This window comes from Chitinophaga sp., from assembly GCF_039596155.1.
Taxonomy (GTDB): domain Bacteria; phylum Bacteroidota; class Bacteroidia; order Chitinophagales; family Chitinophagaceae; genus Chitinophaga.
Window position 1 is genome coordinate 13,828 of sequence record NZ_JBCNKF010000043.1, and the last position, 18,529, is coordinate 32,356.

Annotated in this window: 20 protein-coding genes; 8 read left to right on the forward strand and 12 right to left on the reverse strand. The window is 45.0% G+C overall.

Annotated elements, in window-relative coordinates; genetic code table 11:
* Positions 1 to 226: 226 nt before the first annotated feature.
* Positions 227 to 1,075 (reverse strand): NAD(P)-dependent oxidoreductase, encoded by an 849-nt coding sequence (locus ABDW33_RS28700; protein WP_343693532.1) that lies wholly within the window; start codon positions 1,073 to 1,075, stop codon positions 227 to 229.
* A gap of 95 nt (positions 1,076 to 1,170) precedes the next feature.
* Between ABDW33_RS28700 and ABDW33_RS28705 the strand changes: the two genes are divergently transcribed.
* Positions 1,171 to 1,533 (forward strand): DUF2809 domain-containing protein, encoded by a 363-nt coding sequence (locus tag ABDW33_RS28705; protein ID WP_343693533.1) that lies wholly within the window; start codon positions 1,171 to 1,173, stop codon positions 1,531 to 1,533.
* Between the two features lie 180 nt (positions 1,534 to 1,713).
* Here ABDW33_RS28705 and ABDW33_RS28710 read toward each other — a convergent pair whose 3' ends face one another.
* The 3 genes from ABDW33_RS28710 to ABDW33_RS28720 form a co-directional block, all read right to left on the reverse strand.
* The gene (locus tag ABDW33_RS28710; protein ID WP_343693534.1) at positions 1,714 to 3,882 is read right to left on the reverse strand and encodes a glycosyl hydrolase family 18 protein; all 2,169 of its coding nucleotides are present in this window, start codon (positions 3,880 to 3,882) and stop codon (positions 1,714 to 1,716) included.
* A gap of 512 nt (positions 3,883 to 4,394) precedes the next feature.
* Positions 4,395 to 5,666 carry an HAD-IB family phosphatase gene (locus tag ABDW33_RS28715; protein ID WP_343693535.1) on the reverse strand — a complete coding sequence of 424 codons (1,272 nt, stop codon included), beginning with the start codon at positions 5,664 to 5,666 and terminating at the stop codon, positions 4,395 to 4,397.
* Positions 5,667 to 6,077: 411 nt separating this feature from the next.
* Positions 6,078 to 6,434 (reverse strand): helix-turn-helix domain-containing protein, encoded by a 357-nt coding sequence (locus ABDW33_RS28720; protein ID WP_343693536.1) that lies wholly within the window; start codon positions 6,432 to 6,434, stop codon positions 6,078 to 6,080.
* A 93-nt stretch (positions 6,435 to 6,527) separates the two neighbouring features.
* Here ABDW33_RS28720 and ABDW33_RS28725 point away from each other — a divergent pair, with 93 nt between their 5' ends.
* On the forward strand, positions 6,528 to 7,298 hold the full coding sequence (locus tag ABDW33_RS28725) for an alpha/beta fold hydrolase (protein WP_343693537.1): 771 nt from the start codon (positions 6,528 to 6,530) through the stop codon (positions 7,296 to 7,298).
* Between the two features lie 194 nt (positions 7,299 to 7,492).
* On the opposite strand, the gene ABDW33_RS28730 is transcribed toward ABDW33_RS28725, so the two are convergent.
* From ABDW33_RS28730 to ABDW33_RS28750, 5 genes are all read right to left on the reverse strand, one after another.
* Positions 7,493 to 7,924 (reverse strand): SRPBCC domain-containing protein, encoded by a 432-nt coding sequence (locus ABDW33_RS28730; protein WP_343693538.1) that lies wholly within the window; start codon positions 7,922 to 7,924, stop codon positions 7,493 to 7,495.
* Entirely contained in the window at positions 7,921 to 8,259 is a 339-nt protein-coding gene (locus tag ABDW33_RS28735; protein ID WP_343693539.1) for a metalloregulator ArsR/SmtB family transcription factor, read from the reverse strand. The genes ABDW33_RS28730 and ABDW33_RS28735 overlap by 4 nt, the downstream gene beginning before the upstream one ends.
* Before the next feature lie 164 nt (positions 8,260 to 8,423).
* Positions 8,424 to 9,965, reverse strand: coding sequence for a carbohydrate-binding domain-containing protein (locus tag ABDW33_RS28740; protein WP_343693540.1), 1,542 nt, complete (start codon positions 9,963 to 9,965; stop codon positions 8,424 to 8,426).
* A 42-nt stretch (positions 9,966 to 10,007) separates the two neighbouring features.
* Positions 10,008 to 12,179, reverse strand: coding sequence for a glycosyl hydrolase family 28-related protein (locus ABDW33_RS28745; protein WP_343693541.1), 2,172 nt, complete (start codon positions 12,177 to 12,179; stop codon positions 10,008 to 10,010).
* Between the two features lie 77 nt (positions 12,180 to 12,256).
* Positions 12,257 to 12,577, reverse strand: a complete 321-nt coding sequence (locus ABDW33_RS28750; protein ID WP_343693542.1) for a hypothetical protein — start codon at positions 12,575 to 12,577, stop codon at positions 12,257 to 12,259.
* Between the two features lie 71 nt (positions 12,578 to 12,648).
* Here ABDW33_RS28750 and ABDW33_RS28755 point away from each other — a divergent pair, with 71 nt between their 5' ends.
* Positions 12,649 to 13,230 (forward strand): TIGR00730 family Rossman fold protein, encoded by a 582-nt coding sequence (locus ABDW33_RS28755; RefSeq protein WP_343693543.1) that lies wholly within the window; start codon positions 12,649 to 12,651, stop codon positions 13,228 to 13,230.
* 3 nt (positions 13,231 to 13,233) lie between these two features.
* Here ABDW33_RS28755 and ABDW33_RS28760 read toward each other — a convergent pair whose 3' ends face one another.
* Positions 13,234 to 14,193, reverse strand: coding sequence for a GlxA family transcriptional regulator (locus tag ABDW33_RS28760; RefSeq protein WP_343693544.1), 960 nt, complete (start codon positions 14,191 to 14,193; stop codon positions 13,234 to 13,236).
* Between the two features lie 79 nt (positions 14,194 to 14,272).
* On the opposite strand from ABDW33_RS28760, the gene ABDW33_RS28765 reads away from it, so the two are divergent.
* The gene (locus tag ABDW33_RS28765; RefSeq protein WP_343693545.1) at positions 14,273 to 15,031 is read left to right on the forward strand and encodes an alpha/beta hydrolase; all 759 of its coding nucleotides are present in this window, start codon (positions 14,273 to 14,275) and stop codon (positions 15,029 to 15,031) included.
* Here ABDW33_RS28765 and ABDW33_RS28770 read toward each other — a convergent pair whose 3' ends face one another.
* Positions 15,032 to 15,403, reverse strand: a complete 372-nt coding sequence (locus ABDW33_RS28770; protein WP_343693546.1) for a S24/S26 family peptidase — start codon at positions 15,401 to 15,403, stop codon at positions 15,032 to 15,034.
* A 55-nt stretch (positions 15,404 to 15,458) separates the two neighbouring features.
* On the opposite strand from ABDW33_RS28770, the gene ABDW33_RS28775 reads away from it, so the two are divergent.
* Genes ABDW33_RS28775 through ABDW33_RS28785 form a run of 3 tightly spaced genes read left to right on the forward strand, consistent with a single transcriptional unit; the run spans position 15,459 to position 17,180 of the window.
* Positions 15,459 to 16,001 (forward strand): hypothetical protein, encoded by a 543-nt coding sequence (locus ABDW33_RS28775; protein ID WP_343693547.1) that lies wholly within the window; start codon positions 15,459 to 15,461, stop codon positions 15,999 to 16,001.
* 10 nt (positions 16,002 to 16,011) lie between these two features.
* On the forward strand, positions 16,012 to 16,563 hold the full coding sequence (locus ABDW33_RS28780; RefSeq protein WP_343693548.1) for a hypothetical protein: 552 nt from the start codon (positions 16,012 to 16,014) through the stop codon (positions 16,561 to 16,563).
* Between the two features lie 26 nt (positions 16,564 to 16,589).
* Positions 16,590 to 17,180: a hypothetical protein gene (locus ABDW33_RS28785; RefSeq protein ID WP_343693549.1), complete on the forward strand. Its 591-nt coding sequence runs from the start codon at positions 16,590 to 16,592 to the stop codon at positions 17,178 to 17,180.
* Positions 17,181 to 17,247: 67 nt separating this feature from the next.
* On the opposite strand, the gene ABDW33_RS28790 is transcribed toward ABDW33_RS28785, so the two are convergent.
* Positions 17,248 to 17,892 (reverse strand): NYN domain-containing protein, encoded by a 645-nt coding sequence (locus ABDW33_RS28790; RefSeq protein ID WP_343693550.1) that lies wholly within the window; start codon positions 17,890 to 17,892, stop codon positions 17,248 to 17,250.
* 272 nt (positions 17,893 to 18,164) lie between these two features.
* On the opposite strand from ABDW33_RS28790, the gene ABDW33_RS28795 reads away from it, so the two are divergent.
* The gene (locus tag ABDW33_RS28795) at positions 18,165 to 18,512 is read left to right on the forward strand and encodes a nuclear transport factor 2 family protein (protein WP_343693551.1); all 348 of its coding nucleotides are present in this window, start codon (positions 18,165 to 18,167) and stop codon (positions 18,510 to 18,512) included.
* Positions 18,513 to 18,529 lie beyond the last annotated feature (17 nt).

Genomic DNA, 18,529 nt, shown 5'->3' on the forward strand with positions numbered 1-18,529 from the left:
CCTCTGGAGACGATTAACAAGCCCTGCTATCATAAAGGAAACCGGGGGACTTGTATAAATTTCAATCACTGATAAAACTATAATTACGAACAATACACAAAATAAAAAGAAGCTGTATCATAAGCACGATACAGCTTCTTTTTATTCGTATCACTGATGGAATCGGGTATCCGTTTAAGTGATTTTCAGCCCCTATTTTTACCTATGAGCCACCCTCTTCTCTACACTATAAAGCATCTTTACTAATCACCGTCCAATCTTTATTCCCAAACCCTTTCGCTATCCACTCATCCATCACCGATGCCACGACCGGTATTACATGGAGGTCTGTACCAGCTTTAGCGGCGCTATCTATAAAAATCCCCGCATCTTTCCTTGCCATATTCAACTCCCAGGAAGGGTCATCATAAGGAGCAGACAAAATCCGCTTCAGCCGGGAAGTAACGCCCATACCCGGATTCCAGTCAGCCAGTAATGTCAGGATATCATCGCCGTTTACACCCAGTGCTTTCCCCACAGCCAACATATCCGTTAAGCCCGCCGTTAAGCATATTAAAAATGAGTTACCTACCAGTTTCATGGCAGCCGCCTTTCCCGTTTCTTCTCCAAAGTTCACCAGCTTACCTGTCATAGGTGCCAACACCGGCTCCAGTTTGCCAATCACTGCCTGGTCACCTGACACCAGCATATACCCGGTACTATCCAGCGCATTGCCTGGTCCCATAAATACAGGTGCATGCTGATACGTAAACCCTTTCTCTTTCCATTCTTTCGTACGTTCCTTCGCACCTTCTACCGTAGTAGTAGTATGGTCTATGATCACAGCGCCCGGTTTGAACCCAGGTGCCGCTGCTGCCAGTACCTCATTCACAGCAGCATCATCCTTCACGACTATATGTACATAATCTGCACCCTTCACAGCATCTGCCACGTTGGTAAAAGCCTTTGCGCCAAAAGCTTCCAGCGCGGTTGCTCTTGACGTCGTTCTGTTCCATACCTGTACCTGCTCGCCCTTGTTAATTAAAGCCTTCGTGAAATTTGATCCTAAAAGGCCCATACCTAAGAATGCTCTCATATTTCCTATGTTTTTATTAAAGTTACGAAAAGTTAGAGTAAGCTATCCCGTGAGCATTGATGCATGACCTCAATTATATTCCTATCTTAGCTATCATGTTAAAGTTTAGTCTAAAGTATTTTTTGCTGGCCCTGGCCCTCTTTATTGTGGAGGTTTTAATAGCCCTATATGTACACGATGCCTTTATTCGCCCTTATGTAGGTGATTACCTGGTCGTTATTTTCATTTATTGCGTAGTAAGAAGTGTCTATCAGGCCCCTGTAAAACACGTGGCTGCAGGCGTGTTGATCTTTTCTTACCTGATTGAGATCGGACAATACTTTCAGCTCGTGAACCTGCTGGGGCTGCAACACAACAGGGCAGCCAGGATTATTATCGGGACAAGTTTTGCATGGAGTGATATGTTGGCATATACATTAGGAATTTTGACGGTGATACTGGTAGAAAAAAAACGATAAGCTGTTTCATAAGCAATAGAAACAATAACAGACGCACACTATTCATAAAAGCAAAAGAGGCTGCATCATAAGTACGATACAGCCTCTTTTTATTCGTATCCCTGATGGAGCCGGGTATCCGTTTAAGTGATTCTCAGCCCTATTTATGAGCCATCCTCTTGTTATTCTTATCTATTAAGATTACATACGTACCAGCTTCACACTTTCCTTTCGCGTACCCACACTATTCGAAATCTTCACAATCCACGTACCTACCGGCACTTTACTAATATCTACACTGATCATCTGTGCACCTTTCGCACCTGCTGTATACACTTTTCTCGCTACCGGTCCGTTACCATCCACACTCCATAATTCCAACACCAGTTGTTCACCGGCTTTCGCCCCCACTTTCACCTGCAATGTACTACCTGTCACAGGATTAGGATATACAGTTACCGGCACTGAATCATTTGCAACATAGGCCGTATTCGCGACTCTTGCACTGCTGCTGCAGGCACCCAGTGGCTGCCACCAATAATCAGCCGTACCTGGCGTCACGTTGTACAGTCCATTTGCCAGCGACACATACAGCATACCATTATATACTACCTTATCACCTGTATTATACACAGATGGATAAGGCTGATAAGTAGCCACTCCCGCACAATTGCCCCCATTGTTAGATGACCCTGAAACCGTAATGCTCACGGCACCACTGGTAGCAGATGCGCCACCATTATCAGTGGCTTTTGCAGTCAGTGCATAAGTGCCCGCTGCTACACCCGTCCAGCTATAAGTATAAGGGGAGGTAGTAGCTGTACCTAATAAGGTAGCACCATTGTAGAATTCTACCTTCGCAATACTACCATCAGCATCTGCGGCGGTCGCCGTGATATTGACAGTAGCAGGAGCTGTGTAAGCAGCACCTCCTGCCGGAGAAGAGATGCTGACGGTCGGTGCTTTGTTACCACCGGAAGAAGTACCACAATCACTCACATATGCCCATACCTGCCCATCACCGGTATGTGTATCAGGTTGTTCATTCTGTGTCCACCATTTAGCAGTATACAGCTTATTATTATACACGACCTGTGCACCATTGAGATAAATACCAGCAGCAGTCCATGTCGCGACCCCGGCACAATTGCCGGTATTCGTACCGCCGCCTACTACGATGGTTACCGTTCCGCTTGTCTTGGTCGCGCCTTTGTTGTCTGTCGCTTTTGCGGTCAGGTTATAAGTACCTGCTGCAACATTAGTCCAGCTATAGGTATAGGGAGCAGCGGTTGCAGTACCTAATAAGGTAGCACCATTGTAGAATTCCACTTTCGTTACACTGCCGTCTGCATCTGCAGCAGTAGCCGTAATGGTTACAGTGGCGCCGGCGGTGAAAGTAGCATTGTTAGCAGGAGAGGAAATGCTCACAGTAGGAGGCTGGTTACCATTACCACCGCTTTTCACCACTACTTCATCATGAATGGCGGACAGCAGGGAATAGGTGCCCGTAGCATCCTGTGATAGTTCCCAGATCATGATACCGCTACCCTGGTCGTAAGCCAGGTCAACTTTGCTCTTCATGGTAGTAATACCATTATAGCCAACACCGGCATATGTGTCAGCATACGGGCTGGCTCCTCTGGCAATCAGTGCTGCATAACTTTCCCAGGAAGGACGACCATAAAAAGGCACCCCCAGCACGCACTTGGAAGCTGGCAGTCCTTTGCCTTTCCAGTAAGCGATAGATTGAGAAGCATAGGTATAGGTAGAGTGATCATAATTATTGTAGTCATACGCCATCAGGTTCAGAAAATCTACCTGGGAGAAAACGCTGCTCAGCACACCATCACCGCCAGTACCTACTACAGCGGCTGTTAATAATTTCCCTTGTGCATGCAGGGCAGTGGCGAGGGCCGTCATGAGAGAAACATAGTTATTGGCAGAGGCACCGGCATCCGGGTACTCCCAGTCTATGTCCACACCATCCAGGTTATACTGGCTCACGAAATTCATCATGTTCGTCACGAATGCAGACCGGTAATTGCTGTTGCCTGCCAGGCTTTCAAAACCACTGTCATCACCGTTGTTCCATCCACCGACAGAAATCAGCACCTTCACCCCATTGGCATGCGCCAGTGATACAAGGCTTTGTAATTTCGATGCCCCATCAAGTGCCTGCAATCCACCTGTAGCTGTTGGTAAAAGGAACGCGTAGTTGATGTGAGTGAGTTTGCTGTATTGAACAGCGTTCACATCTCCTGACCAGGAAGGCATATAGCCTATCACTCTAAACTGTGCCTGGGATAAGAAGGAAGCGATAATGAGCAGGCAGGATAGTACGCCCGCCCTCATCATTTGTTTTGTTTTCATGGTTATTAAGGGTTTGCACAGTAGTCGTGCGGGAGGGCCAACAGTACTATATTTAAAGCAAAAAAGGAGACGTATCTCAGGATGGATACCGTCTCCTTTTTTCGGGGTACCTGGTGAAAACAGGGACCGTTTTATAATATTCTCAATCTCCTTTTCCGGGGCACCTGCTGAAAACAGGCTCTTTGCATAAAATTCTCAATCTCCTTTTTCGGGACACCTGCTGAAAACAGGAACCGTTTTATAATATTCTCAATCTCCTTTTCCGCGGTACCTGCTGAAAACAGGAACCGTTTTATAATATTCTCAGTCTCCTTTTCCGGGCCACCTGCTGAAAACAGGCTCTTTGCATAAAATTCTCAGGACCGACCCAACACATCTGGCGCTACCATCCTATGATTTCCACCTACCAGCCCATCCTTACCCATATCAATCACCGTTTTAAGCTACTCACTAATTTATGCTGTCCCCACTTGCTCTATTCAAACACTTAAAAAACCAAAAGATCCCTTTGATTAATATAAATATCGGAACTTTATCGTACCCTCGATTTCCTTCAATCCTTTCAGTACCTGCTTATCATATTCCGCAGTTACATCCGTGATCACATATCCAATTTGATTGTTTGTCATCAGGAACTGACTGATAATATTAATCCCTCTTTCTGCAAATACCTGGTTCACCTTCGCGATCATGCCCGGTACATTGTGATGGATACCAATCAAACGATGCGCATTTTCTACCGCCGGTAATTGTAAATGAGGGAAGTTACTGCTCTTGAAGGTATCGCCATTGTTGATGAACTTAGCCACCCGCTTTGCGACTGACAATGGCTTCTTCAGGTGATCGAATACCACGATACCACGGGTGGTACATGCATCATAGTCGATCAGGGCACTACCATCGCCCAGATAACCGATTACTTTCAGCTTAGGTGATTGCTCCAGCAATGCCTGGTCTACTTTTATACCTGCTGCGATCAGCAATATCCCTGCATCAGCGATCGCCTCCGGGGAAGTCTCAATAGCAAACCCATCTTTCTTCAGGTATTGTACAGCTTCACTATCTACCTCTCCCAATACCACACAGGTAATCCTGTTCTTAGGATAAGACAATGCACTCGGCAGGTTATTCACATACAGGAATTCATCAAAGCTCGGCGTTACGTGATCTGCTTTTTCAGCCACCGCCTTACGCTTGATATTCTCTGTAAAAGCATAGAACTTCTTAATCATGCCAAACTCTTTCAGCTGGAAGTCAGAATGCCCATCCCCGATACCATAGATATCGCCGGATAACTGCATATCCTTCAGCAGCTTTACCTTACCACCTTCATCAGAAAGAGGGTTGGCTTCGTCAAAACCGATTATTTTACCATCAGCATCGAACACAAAAGTATTAGCGTATATATTCTCTTTCTTGATGTGATAAGGCAATACCACAGGGGTAATGAACTCTTTGAACCCACCTGATACAATCAACACATCGTCCGCATGGTGTTTGAAAAACTTCTTATTTCTCGAAAAAGAAACAGACACCTGCTTTTTCAGGTGCTTGATCAGTAACCCAAGGTGCTCTTTGCTGGCTTCCAGGAGCTTTACCCTGGCGGAAAGGCTTTCTCTGAACGACAGTTTCCCTTCCATAGCCAGGTTGGTCAGCTCTTCAATTTTCTTGTAGATAGCTTCCCGTTCCGGGTGTTCCTGTAATGAAATGCGCGCCAGTTCATCCAATGCTTCGACCTGCGTGAAAGTGCTGTCGAAATCGATAATGTAGTAGTTTTTGTTCACAGATCAATTGGTTTAAAAGCTACGCTCAGGGGGGTAGCTCCCCAAAACAGGCGATAAAACTACAAATGAAAGTGGAAATTTTCAGGGAAATATATAAAGTTGGCTATTCGGGCCGGCAACAGGCTCATTCAAAGGGTTTACAGGCTTTTTACTGGCAGGCGTTGCGCAATGATAAAGGTCGCTTTTTTCAAAGCACCTACCTACCTCCAGTCCATTTGCCACTATGGATGCAAGGATTGCAAAATCTCCAGCGTGGACTCTTTTTCAAGGTTTCCCTACCTACAGTCCATTTCCCCACCGATGCACCGACTGCACAATCTCCAACACAACCGCATTTTCAAAGCACCTACCTCCAGTCCCTTCGTCCCCATCAATGCAACTCCAACACAGCCGCCTTTTCAGGATACATCCCTACTCCCAGTCCATCTGCCCCCACTGATGCAACGACTGCACAATCTCCAGCAGCGCGGCCCCTTTCTTCGTTACCGCGTATTTCACCTGGCACGGCATCGTATCCGGCACCTGGAACTTCACCGCCAGCCCTTCTGCCACAATCTCTCCTAACCTGCGGGCCAGAACCTGGTCAGAAATAGTCGGGAACACCTTCTTCAGCTGACTGAACTGGTACACCTCCTGGGAGATACAAAACAGTACCTGCATTTTCCACCTCGGGCTGATCAACTCCAACACCTCTGACACCTGGCAATGGTCTGCCAGTACCCGGAGATTATGCGCATTCATGGAGCTATCTTTAATTTTTGTTGCCATTATTCAATTATTCATGAAACGACTCACTTTGGGGTGAGTTATTGAATACCCCACCGACTACATCTACTTTTGAAGTACAAAAATATCACAAAAATGAAATGGAAATTTTTCTGTTGCCTACTGCTATCACTGGCAGTGGCCGGGTGGACGCATGCCCAAACCTTCGTACTGGTACACGGGGCATGGCATGGTGGCTGGTGCTGGAAAGAAGTAAGTCAGGCATTGCAGGCAAAAGGCGCCACTGTATATACCCCTACCTTAAGCGGACTGGGAGAACATCGCCATGTACTCAATACAAACATTAACCTTGACACGCATATCCAGGATATTGTCAACTTTATTACCATGCAGGATTTGCACGATGTCATATTAGTAGGGCATAGTTATGCAGGTGCAGTCATTGCAGGAGTGGCTGACCGCATTCCCAACCGGCTGAAAAAACTCATCTTCTTAGATGCAATGCTGATTGAAAACGGGAAGAGTACACTCACCTCACAACCTGCTCATCTTTCTGATAATGTAAGAGCCTCCACAGCAGCCACACATGGATTGTCAGTACCCGTATGGCCACCAGAGGTATTTGGCGTGACAGATCCCGCACAGGTAAAGTGGGTGAGTGAGCGACTGACACCGCAACCATTCCGGAGCTTTGACCAGGTATTACACCTGGAACATGTATATGGGAATCATTTACCGCTTACCTATATAGCCTGCACTCAACCACAGATGCCACAGCTGAAAGTATTCGGCGATCAGGCCAGGGCAAGTAAGGAGTGGAGCTATTACGAGTTGCCGACAGGGCATGATGCAATGATTACCATGCCAAAAGAACTCACAGCATTGCTATATCGTATTTCAAAATAGCTGTGCAAAAAAATGGAATTTTATCACCACCGGCCACAGGCAGGAGCTCACAACATTGCTATATCGTATTTCAAAATAGTCATGTAAAAACATAGAATTCAACACCTCCTGCCACAGGTAAAAAGCGGGCTTTCGCGTAACGTGAAAGCCCACTTTCAGCCTCAAAAGCATTACCCTCAGCCATCTCATCCCCGTTAGTTCTCCTTCGCCAAATACTCCTTCAATGAAATCGTCATCAGATGTGTCCATCCACCTCTGAAACTGTCTACAGCAAAATCCGGATGCGCCGGGAAACTATCCAGTCCTTCATGTGTAAGCTTCAATCTTGTTTTGTCTCCTTCCGCAAACAACTCAAATGTAACCGTGGAATAACCTTCATAATCCTTATATTGCCAGCTATACTGCAATTGCTTCATCGGCTTGACGATGGTCACCTCGCACAAATGAATGTATTGCTCTCCTTTCCGTCCCTGTCCCGGAAAACTGAATTTAAATCCCTTCTCCGCTTTGAAATCATCCAGCTTGAAATACCACTGCTTCATCTTGTCCTTATCAGTCAGTGCCTGCCATACTTTCTCCACTGGCGCATTGAATGTCTCTTCAATTACAACAACTTGATTACTCATTTCTTTTTGGATTTACGGGGTGATGAATTGTCTTCAAGAAAGTTTTTAAGCGCCTGCATTTTGTGTTGCCAGAACGATTCATACTGACGAATCCAATCCTGTACTTCCTGTAATTTCTCCAGCCGGGCAGCACAGATCCGCTCCCTGCCTTGTTGCCTGATCTCAATCAGACCACACTCTTCTAATATCTTTATATGCAGGGAAATAGCTTGCCTGGTCATGTCAAAGTTCGCCGCAATAGCATTGAGATGCCGGGGCTCGTGGGCAACCAGGTGTATAATCTCCCGCCTGGTAGGGTCTGCTATAGCCTGAAATACGTCTCTCCTGGCCTCCATAAATAAGCAAGCATTTGCTTGCAAATATAAGCGCAAGCATTTACTTGCACAAATAAAAATAAAAAGAGGTTGTCAAAAAGTAAATTCCCCGGTATTAGCCGGACAACTGAATGCACAAAGTTTCCCCACTTTCAGCTTACTTTTCAGACAACCTCCGCAATGCTTTATTTCGTCAATCCGCCAGCCAGTGTTATCCTGCTGGTGACTTTAAACGATGTATCTGCTATTCTATCTTCACTGATATACAAACCGGTTTTATACAATCCACCAATATTGCCATAAGTAGTTGCCACCGTATCACTCCCCAGGTTACCATATACTGAACCTCCCCTGAACACATCGCACTGCGCATCTGTAACTACCTTGGAAGATGCATACAGCACCGTATAATAAAATTCCGCCGGTTGGAAAGTCATGATTTCTCTACCATTGTTGATACGTCCCACATACATCACCTTCTTTGTTCCCCCAAGTATCAATGCATTAATTGTAGACACACTCGCATCAGGTACGCTGGTCGTCACACCCGCACCCAGAATATTACCACCGGTGATCTTAAATGTTCCAGCAGGACAGGCAATCCCAGAAGAAATGTTACCAATGGAATAGGCAATCAAAGCGCCCCCTGTAATCGTCAGGTTCCCGCCCGTATACAAACCATTATACCCCTTACAACCTACGTACCCGCCATTAATGTAAATACTCTTCTTTGCACTCACCCCGTAATTTTCATCCGTCAAGGTATACCCGGTAATATTCGCATCTACATTTCCTTTGTTAATTGTCAGATCTCCCGCACTATACAGTGCTTTTCCCAAAGCAGATCTGATAGCTACTTTGCCACCATTGATATTGATATAAGCATCAGTCCCCTCAACAGCCCTGGTAGCTAATCCAAACTTATTCACATCCAGCTCAAGGGAGCCATTGTTCACAATAACCGGCCCGCCCTCTGCCATCATCCCATTTGCACTGCTACCTACTTTTACATACCCACCATCTACAATAATACTGGTAGCATGTATACCATCGTTGACCGCATTTGTATATAAATTTCCCGAACGAACACGTACCAGCTGGTCAGAACAGATCGCATGGTTATAAGCACCAGATACACTCAGCACACCTTGCCCGCTAAAGATCATCGGCCCCCTTGCAAAGAAGGCACCTTTCTGCTCTTCTGTACTTGCAAGATAACCAGCACCGTCTTTCAATACACTCTGCGTGCCATAGGTAAATACTATAAATGCACGCTTTATCGATTGCAGGTTCAGCGCAGGACCATCACTATTAGCAATGCTCACACCATTCAAAATAACCTTATAATCATAATCGCTGTAGATTTTCACAGCCCCGTCAGGCGTGAAACCAGATAGATCATATTGCACGCCTGCTACCGAAGAGGTGATCGTTACATCATCTCCATTCTCTGTGATACTCACCCCCTTGCCATCGAGCGGGTTGGTAATATCCACAGTCATACCGAAATGAACGGCAACCGTGCTGGTAAAAGTAACATTCTCTACCTGGTCATTGGGATCCGCACCGGTAGCGGTAGAGCCTTCAGGCGTACCGGAGGTAAAGACACTATCCACGAGTGAATAGTTTTTCTCAGGTGGCAGCTCTCCGGATTTCTTACAACCAATCGATAAAGAACAGAGGATGCCTGACAGTGTTATGCAAACAGTTATGTAGGATAATTTCATAGGGATAATTTCACATATGTAAAATTAATTAAATTACCCGGATTACCTCACCTGGTATCCCTCCGCACGCAAAGCTTTGAAAATATCCATCGTACCGAATTGATTATCATGAATAAATAAATTATTCACCACTCCACCTACCCCGTAAATTGCCAACCCATTCTTTGCCCCACTCACCTTATTGCTCTCAATAATTGCATCCTGCACATCGTTCAATTCCCCACCGGGAGATACCCGTATATAGCTTTTTCCTGTCAGCACATTCCCCCTCACCAAAGAACCGATGTTCAACCCGGGGCACCCTGAGCCAATAATGTTAATTTGCTGATCTCCGCGGAATTTATCTTTCTGATCTAATTGCGGGGTGTAAGTACCATCGCTCAACTGGCAATCCACGATATCAATATACCAGTTAGGTTGCCTGCCATAATTCACATACGACCCTTTGCCGATAATCCCTGCACTGCGTTGCATTTTTAATCCTGCAATCACACAGTTCTGGGCAGAGCCGTATAACTGGTAAGCACCGGCATCCATCGCCGTGTTATTCACAAAATATAGATGTTCCCTGATCGTTGTAATACTAATGACAGAACTGGCATCCGGCACAACAAGGAAAGGTTCATCCAGTTCTATTCGATCTACTGTGTGACTCACTATCCGCCTGAACTGTCCTGCGCCTTTACCATCAATAATAAACAGCCCTCCCCCGATCCATTTATTAGCCGCCCACTGAAAAGTCTTACCGTCCGTAGCCAGCGCAATGCTGTTACCACTCGCACTACTTACTTTTCCATAATAACCACCACTCCCTCCATCCAGTGTCATCACCTCCCTGTCATTAATATAGTTGAAAGGTGTAACATTTCTAGCCTCGTACAGATCATAGCTCTCCTGGATAGTTGCACCATATCCAAAACCATTCGTTTGTTTATAACAGTCCTCGAAAATGAGACCCTGAGGATGAATATTCATATACGTCTTCACACTGCCACCCGTCTTTTCAAAACGGCATCGCTGTATAAATCCGCTCACACCGACAAAGGAGAACATACCAGCCGATTTGAACACACAATCTCTCACGCGGATACCCGGGCCTTTTAACTGTATACCTGTTTTAGCCCACTTGCTATCCAGGTCTGCAAGGGCATCACCAATGTCCTGCTGCACGACAAGTCTTTCTAACACAACATGTCCTTGGCCGGTATTCATGATAATGCCAAATGCGCGGGTTGCCTGGATAGCCAGGTCCGTCAACCCGAAATGATCGGTGCCGGTAATGAGCGCAGATACTGCAACAGGGGTAAAATTTAAAACCGCCCCTCTTTGTCCCTTTATCATCACGCCAGCAGGAATGACAAGTCCATCCGATAAAATATAATTGCCGGCAGGTACACGTACAATACCTCCATCGCGGGCAGCATCCAGCGCTTTTTTAAACGCTTCGGTATCATCCTGTGAGCCATCGCCTTTGGCACCGTATGTTTTTACATTGTATGCCTGGGTCTTCCACATTTCTTTCGCCACGATATGAACGCTGAGCGGCATACTCCAGGCAGTTTTTCCGCCTGATCCGTTATGATAGTACAATTGATAGGTCCCTTGCGGAATAGCAGCGGGAATAGTAACGCGCACAGAGTAATCATCGTAAACGCTATCTATTTTTAATCTTATCGCCTTTCCTCCATTGGCTAACACCACTTGTCCATTCATCCCGTTGCGAAACAGGTTCTTTCCCTGTATACGCAATACATCTCCTGCAGCAGCGGCGTTATACCCATCATCACTGATCACCCAGTTAACAATGGGAACATTGACATAAAATCCACTGATATTCCCACTATTATCTGTCAGCCGCACACTATACACACCCTGCCGGAAATTATCCGGTATAATTACCTTTACAGACTTTTCATTTTGCTGTACTTTATCCACAGCTATCATTCTTTCGCCTGGGGAAATTTTACTGCCTTTCTGATCTGGTAAATGATCCGCTTCAGGCAAAGGGACATAGCGCGGGGACGTGTTGTCAACACGTTCATCTGCAAGCCGCCCGATCTCAATGGTGGCAATCTGGTCAATGCCTTCCCCCCTGATTAATACGGTTTGACCCGGTGCAGTTGCCGCTGTGGTGACCTGGAAGAGTTGTGGCGAAGTCTGAGCAAATGTTGGTAAATAAAAGATAATGGTGGCAATAAAAAAGAAGCGTTGCATAGTAGTAAAGATTATTACTAATTTCAGTAAACCCAGTCCTATACTATATATGCGCAGAAACTATGCCATCATCCGGATTATTCAAATGGCGTAAACTCTGAAAACAAATTTCCCATCTCTGCCAGTCCGCCTACGGGTACGTAATCGCAGACTGCTGCATATTCTTCCCATAATTTCAATACCACGGGATGCGTATGTGCCTGTTCAATCGCCGCGGCAGATTTCCATTCAAACACTTCTATCACAGTACCATTTTTTGCTTTCATGATAATAGGTGTTCTTGCTGAAACCAATCCTGCTTCGTTTAATAAATCGTAATGTTTGCGGGTGAGTACATCAAGTGCTTCCTCCTTGCCGGGTTTAGGCTGGTAGCCTACAATAACGATCCTGCCGGACATATGTTGTGCGTTTTAATGCAATTAAGTTACAACAAATCCTAGTACCTTTGCCCCATCAAACCCATCAGGAAATGAAAAGTATAACCGTCTTTTGTGGATCCAGCACTGGTACAGAAAGTATCTTCATGGAACAGGCATTTCAGCTAGGTAAAACACTTGGAGAAAATAATATCGGGCTTGTATATGGCGGTGCCAAAGTAGGCCTCATGGGGGCAGTCGCAGACGGTGCATTGTCAGCCGGAGGTGTAGTGACGGGCGTAATTCCCGACTTTCTCCGATCAAAAGAAATTGCGCATACCGGGTTGACAGAACTATTGATTGTAGACAGTATGCATACCCGTAAGATGAAAATGAATGAACTATGCGAAGGGGTCATTACATTGCCGGGAGGATATGGTACCATGGAAGAGTTTTTTGAAATGCTCACCTGGGCGCAGTTAGGTCTGCACAAAAAACCAATTGGTATCCTGAACACAAACGGGTATTATGATGCGATGATCACATTGGTACAAACAATGGTGGATAATGGATTCTTAAAAGAAGTAAACCAGGAGATGATTTTAATAAGTGATGATATCGACACACTGCTGGGTAAAATGAAGAATTATGTACCACCAGCAGTAGGTAAGTGGATTAAGAAAGATGAAGTATAAAAATTATAGCGCCGTCTGAAAACGTTTTCTGTATTCAGACGGTGTCACATCAAATATCTTCAGAAACACCCTGCGCATATTCTCCGCATTTTTAAACCCGCATGCAGCGGCAATCTCTTCCTGTGTAAGGTGCTGCTCCGTCAAGCTCCTGCAAGCTGTTTCCACTCTCATTTTCTCTATAAACTTCACAGGAGTAATATTCATTTCTTTGACAAATACCCGGGCAAAATTCCTTGGACTCATCAACACTTTTTCAGCCAGTGCTTCTACAGTAATCTCTTCCTGCAAATGTGCCATGATCCAGTCCACCGCTTCCTGTACCGGTGCATGATCGATCGCCTGCGCAGCAAGCACTGAACTATATTGTGCCTGGTTGCCGGGCCTTTTCAGGAAAAGCACCATTTGCCTGGCGATTTCCAAAGCAAAGCGTTTGCCCATATCTTCCTCCAGTAGTGCCAGCGCCAGGTCCATGCCCGTGGTGATACCAGCAGAGGTATACACATTACCATCTTTCACAAAAATAGGTGCTACATCCACAGTAATGTCCGGGTATGCAGTGGCCAGTCTTTCACATAAACTCCAGTGTGTCGTCGCTTTTCTGCCATCTAATAAACCTGCTTCTGCCAGGATGAAAGCGCCGGAGCAGACCGAACAGATTCGTCTGACCTGTGGGGCTTGTTGTCGAATCCAGGCAATTGCTTTAGGATGAATATGCCGGGGCAGATCTTTGGGCAAACCGGCAATAATAAGCGTATCAATAGGAAGCGAAAACGCGGCATAGTTGGCAGCGCAGGTAATTTGCATACCAGAAGAAGTCCGGATCTGAGTCGTTTCTTCCAGCGACACGATATGCGTCTGGTAAACGGGACCCGCTTTGTCGATGGCTTTGGTAAATACTTCCAATGGCCCGGCAAAGTCAAGCAGGGTAGAATCGTGGGTGATGAGTAAGACAACGTGCTTCACCTGGCAAAGGTAGTAGTTTGGCAGGAATTGCAGGATCTTTGTCTTCCTGCCATTTCAGTGATCCTGTTACATTTGCCATATGGATACGATTCTTTTATTACATGGGTGGCCGCAGACAGCGCATATCTGGCGGCATGTGATCCCTGCGCTTTCTACACAATACCGTATACTGGCACCTGATCTGCCGGGGATGGGGAAGAGCCCTTTTGCGGAGCAATATGATACAGCACACGTTGCGCAATTAATGAAGGCATATCTTGATGAGCAGGGGGTGCAGCAGTGTCATATAGTGGGTCATGATATTGGTGGCTGGGTGGCAGTGGCATTTGCATTACAGTATGAATCAGTATGCCTGTCACTGACAGTAATGGATGCAGGAATTCCGGGTTTAATGTCACCGCAGTTGTTTCAACCGGAGAACGCAGGAAAGATATGGCAGTTTTACTTTCATGCGGTAGCGGAGATGCCGGAGATGCTGGTAGTTGGCAAGGAGCGGGAATACCTCAACTGGTATTTTACCCACAAGGCATTTGTAAAAGGGAGTGTTGACAGCGAGGTGTATTACGAAGCGTACAAGGGGAAGGAGCGGTTAACGGCGGGATTTAATTATTACAGGGCATTTAGTTTGAGTGCGGAGCAGAACAGGCAGCAATTGAGGAAGTTGAAGGTACCGGTAATGGCTGTAGGAGGGGAGTATGCAGTGGGCGAAGGAATGCGGGCAGTGGCGGAAGCATTGTCTGACGAAGGAGCGGTGATCGTGATACCGGGCTGTGGGCATTATATACCCGAAGAACAGCCGGTAGTCGTAGTTAAGCTGTTGGAAGACTTTTGTAAGTAATCATTCCTCATTTCTATAAATCACCTGGTGCTGATACTCTCCCAGCACCACTTTTCCATACACGATCCGCGTCCATCCATTCTCATGGCCATGATTGTTCGCAATCAGGTATCCCTTATGAGCATCCGTCTTAATGACCTTATGCGCATCGATATACCTGCCTTTTACCTTGCAAAAAACAATGTCCCCAATCTGGTACCTGTCGGCTTGCACAAAGGTCAGCTGACTGCCACTTTTCAAAATCGGTAGCATCGAGCTGCCAAAAGCCTTCATTTTTCCTGTTCCATGTTGGGCTAATTCCCCTTTTAATCGTTCAAATTTGTTCATATTTCTGGATTTAATGCCCCAATATCCAACCCTACTACGCAGCATTTTTGCGCAGTATTACATTTTTTTATATATTTATCGCAATAAATTACCTATTCCTATGATGGACAATACAGTTATTGACCGTGCCATTCCCCACCTGGCAGGCTTAATGTTCACATCCCCTGACAAATTTTTTGACCAGACCAAAGCGGTCGCCGGCCAACTCGCTTCGAAAGACCTCCCTTTACTCCGCAGCCGTTTGCATGCAGACCTGCCTGTTCCCGAAAACGTAGATCAGTCACAACTGGGGCTCACCGGCTGGCTATCTGCCTGCCAGTATACCATCTTTGAGGTCATTTACCATATTGGTCTGCCAGCAGTACCAATGTTGAAGGAAATTGCATTTGGTGAATATGACTGGATCCAGGCCAATGCTCTTGATTTGCTCACACGCTTCTACATGGATGGGAAATTACCTATTGAAATCATTGATGAAATTGACGCTCATCTTGCTGACATGCGATATGAATCACATTTGTACTATGCACAGCATTTGATAGCTTTGAGGCGCAAAGATCAGCGGTATGATAAGCAGGTCATTCAGCGGATCAAAAATCAGGACCTGCATGAGGCGATAGCCGAAATTATGGAAGCAGGATGATGCATGTAACATGACTTACGAACGGCCATTAAACGAACAGGAAGCAGCCTACTTCAGGAGCAAGCTGCAGCACCGCAACTGGTGCCGGATAGCTATCTGGCCATTACTTGGCGTTCTGATTGGCTTAATGACACAAGCCTGGCAGGGAATCATCTTTTTTCTGGCCATGGGTACATGGCTCACCTTCTTTATCAACTTTCATTACCGGGAAGTCTTGAGTTTCCTGCAAAAAAACCAGATGACCGTATTACCCATACGCGCCACGAAATATCTCAAAGCAAAAGAAGATGCCGGTGATGGGGATATATACTTCTTTCAATTAACAGACGATACCATTATCCAGGTAAATATTCATGGGAATATCGAACCGACAGATGACCTTGAAATCATCACGGGTTATGGCAGCCATGACCAGGTGATTTATCAGCGGTTTATTAATATTGGTGATCCGCTGCCACTTGTAGCGGAGATAAAGGATACATTAAGACAGTTGCGGCTTGAATTTATAGTACATCAAAGTTATAGTATTGCACATGGCAGACTGGAGGATCTTTTGTTGTAACTTCAACCCTACAAAAGTTCCGCTTCATGAAACTTGTAATGCTCTTATTATGTTTTCATCTTTGCTGTAGCTCGTATTCATATACACAGTCCAAAAACGCTGACTACTCATCTCAAAAAAAAGATACAACAACACAACTTATAATAGATAGCCTATTATCAACCAATAGCGTAGTCAGCTCCCATCGTAAAACGCATTTCTCAGAGGCCCCTGTCAGCATCGCTGATTCTGCGTTCTTAAACCATTATAAAATCAGGCAGGTCGTCATAGATGGCCAACTCCAGACAGGCCATATTCCAGACATCCCTGCTGCTGAGATCTGCAATATAAATGTTATAATATATGTTGAAAAAGGTGATGCTAATCTACTGAACACATTGATTATTGAAACACGTTCCTTCGTAAGACAAAATTACTGGCAGTATTTCTCGGCCAAATCAGGAGATTATCGCAAGGCAGTACCGACCTTACAGGAATTTAAAAATGTCACTTATTACATAAATAATTACGCGATCAATACATCACTGGAGGAAGAATTGAGCAAAATTCGAATAGAAGATATTGTAAAAGTAAAAGTCGATAAACAAGGGGTGAAGATTAAAGTAAAAAAACATTAATTATTTACTTATTAATCCGATAACAATCATTAGGATAAAGGGGGTTTCATAAATATTAGTTATCATATTATTTTTTCCAATCCGGCGGTCTTGTATACTTCTTTTTCTCATTACTGACCTCAAACGGCATAACGGCATTTTTAAATTTATCTTCATGATTTTCCAGGTACACTACAGGGCTAATTTCACTTCTTAATTCGTTGGATCTTCTATTAGGAGGAAAATATAATCGTACTTTCACTTTCGGGAATTTTGCCTTGAGCAACTTAATAGTTGAGAGCTGATCGCTGTCTGCTGTAACTAAAACCACAATATCTACTACTTCTGCCATACAATCCTGTACAATATGTAAAGCTAAATTCACGTCTGTACATTTCTCTTCTGGTAAGAAAAATTCTTCTTTACATGTTGCCTTACAGGTTATAAATTTATCCGAATAATGTCCATTAATAACTTCAAACTTTTCTCCATTCAATATTTTATTCGCCCCAAATAATGCACTTTGTTTACTTCTTTTTGAAGTACTTGATGGGGGAGCAGTAAAATATTTCACGCTATGCAATTCATGACCATCATGTGCAAAAACGAAATGAGAATATAAGTTTACAAAATCAATCCAGTAATAATTCCTCCATTCAGAATTGGAATCTATATATGATTTGAAGCCATGATAGAAATTAAACCCGTCAACGTAGAATACAACTTTTTTCATATGAGCAAAAAAAAAGCTCCCAGAAGGAGCAGACCTATAATACAGAGATTATAGGGGGGCGTTTTGTTACTATAAAGGTAGGAAAATTAAATCTTATATAATATTGGCTCGCAGCAACACTTAATTGCCCAAAATTCAGCCTTAACAATTCTGCACAGAATATTCCCCTCATACATTCCTTCACGTAATTATTCCCCACAAAACCATTCAACTACTTAAACATTTTCCCCTCCCACATGCCCGTCCTTTGCTCTCACAAAAAACACCATCTTATGACACCATCAGTCGAAACCATGATAGAGCAATACGTCAACACCTGGAACGCCACCCACCTCGACGCCTACAAAACCGGCTTCGCCTCCTGCTGGGCTCCTGACGGCACTTACACAGATCCCAACCATGCCCTTATCCAGGGCGTAGACGCACTCGCTGACCTTGCCCAATGGTCATTTAACCAGGTCCCCGGCCGGCAATTCAACATCCTCAAGCGTCCTGTCTTCCACCACTACAGCGGCTGTTACTATTGGACCGTCGCCTTACCCGAAGGCCCCCGCCAGGGATTGGATTATTTTGAGTTCAATGATCAATTCCAGATCACCCGCCTTGTCAGCTTTTTTTAATATCTTTTGACTAAAAG

What these genes read in the sequence shown, in the direction of transcription:
- ABDW33_RS28700 (WP_343693532.1), bottom strand. Translation starts at nt 1,075, where the DNA reads ATGAGAGCATTCTTAGGTATGGGCCTTTTAGGATCAAATTTCACGAAG.
- ABDW33_RS28705 (WP_343693533.1), top strand. Translation starts at nt 1,171, where the DNA reads ATGTTAAAGTTTAGTCTAAAGTATTTTTTGCTGGCCCTGGCCCTCTTT.
- ABDW33_RS28710 (WP_343693534.1), bottom strand. Translation starts at nt 3,882, where the DNA reads ATGAAAACAAAACAAATGATGAGGGCGGGCGTACTATCCTGCCTGCTC.
- ABDW33_RS28720 (WP_343693536.1), bottom strand. Translation starts at nt 6,434, where the DNA reads ATGGCAACAAAAATTAAAGATAGCTCCATGAATGCGCATAATCTCCGG.
- ABDW33_RS28725 (WP_343693537.1), top strand. Translation starts at nt 6,528, where the DNA reads ATGAAATGGAAATTTTTCTGTTGCCTACTGCTATCACTGGCAGTGGCC.
- ABDW33_RS28730 (WP_343693538.1), bottom strand. Translation starts at nt 7,924, where the DNA reads ATGAGTAATCAAGTTGTTGTAATTGAAGAGACATTCAATGCGCCAGTG.
- ABDW33_RS28735 (WP_343693539.1), bottom strand. Translation starts at nt 8,259, where the DNA reads ATGGAGGCCAGGAGAGACGTATTTCAGGCTATAGCAGACCCTACCAGG.
- ABDW33_RS28740 (WP_343693540.1), bottom strand. Translation starts at nt 9,965, where the DNA reads ATGAAATTATCCTACATAACTGTTTGCATAACACTGTCAGGCATCCTC.
- ABDW33_RS28745 (WP_343693541.1), bottom strand. Translation starts at nt 12,179, where the DNA reads ATGCAACGCTTCTTTTTTATTGCCACCATTATCTTTTATTTACCAACA.
- ABDW33_RS28750 (WP_343693542.1), bottom strand. Translation starts at nt 12,577, where the DNA reads ATGTCCGGCAGGATCGTTATTGTAGGCTACCAGCCTAAACCCGGCAAG.
- ABDW33_RS28755 (WP_343693543.1), top strand. Translation starts at nt 12,649, where the DNA reads ATGAAAAGTATAACCGTCTTTTGTGGATCCAGCACTGGTACAGAAAGT.
- ABDW33_RS28765 (WP_343693545.1), top strand. Translation starts at nt 14,273, where the DNA reads ATGGATACGATTCTTTTATTACATGGGTGGCCGCAGACAGCGCATATC.
- ABDW33_RS28770 (WP_343693546.1), bottom strand. Translation starts at nt 15,403, where the DNA reads ATGCTGCGTAGTAGGGTTGGATATTGGGGCATTAAATCCAGAAATATG.
- ABDW33_RS28775 (WP_343693547.1), top strand. Translation starts at nt 15,459, where the DNA reads ATGATGGACAATACAGTTATTGACCGTGCCATTCCCCACCTGGCAGGC.
- ABDW33_RS28780 (WP_343693548.1), top strand. Translation starts at nt 16,012, where the DNA reads ATGACTTACGAACGGCCATTAAACGAACAGGAAGCAGCCTACTTCAGG.
- ABDW33_RS28785 (WP_343693549.1), top strand. Translation starts at nt 16,590, where the DNA reads ATGAAACTTGTAATGCTCTTATTATGTTTTCATCTTTGCTGTAGCTCG.
- ABDW33_RS28790 (WP_343693550.1), bottom strand. Translation starts at nt 17,892, where the DNA reads ATGAAAAAAGTTGTATTCTACGTTGACGGGTTTAATTTCTATCATGGC.
- ABDW33_RS28795 (WP_343693551.1), top strand. Translation starts at nt 18,165, where the DNA reads ATGACACCATCAGTCGAAACCATGATAGAGCAATACGTCAACACCTGG.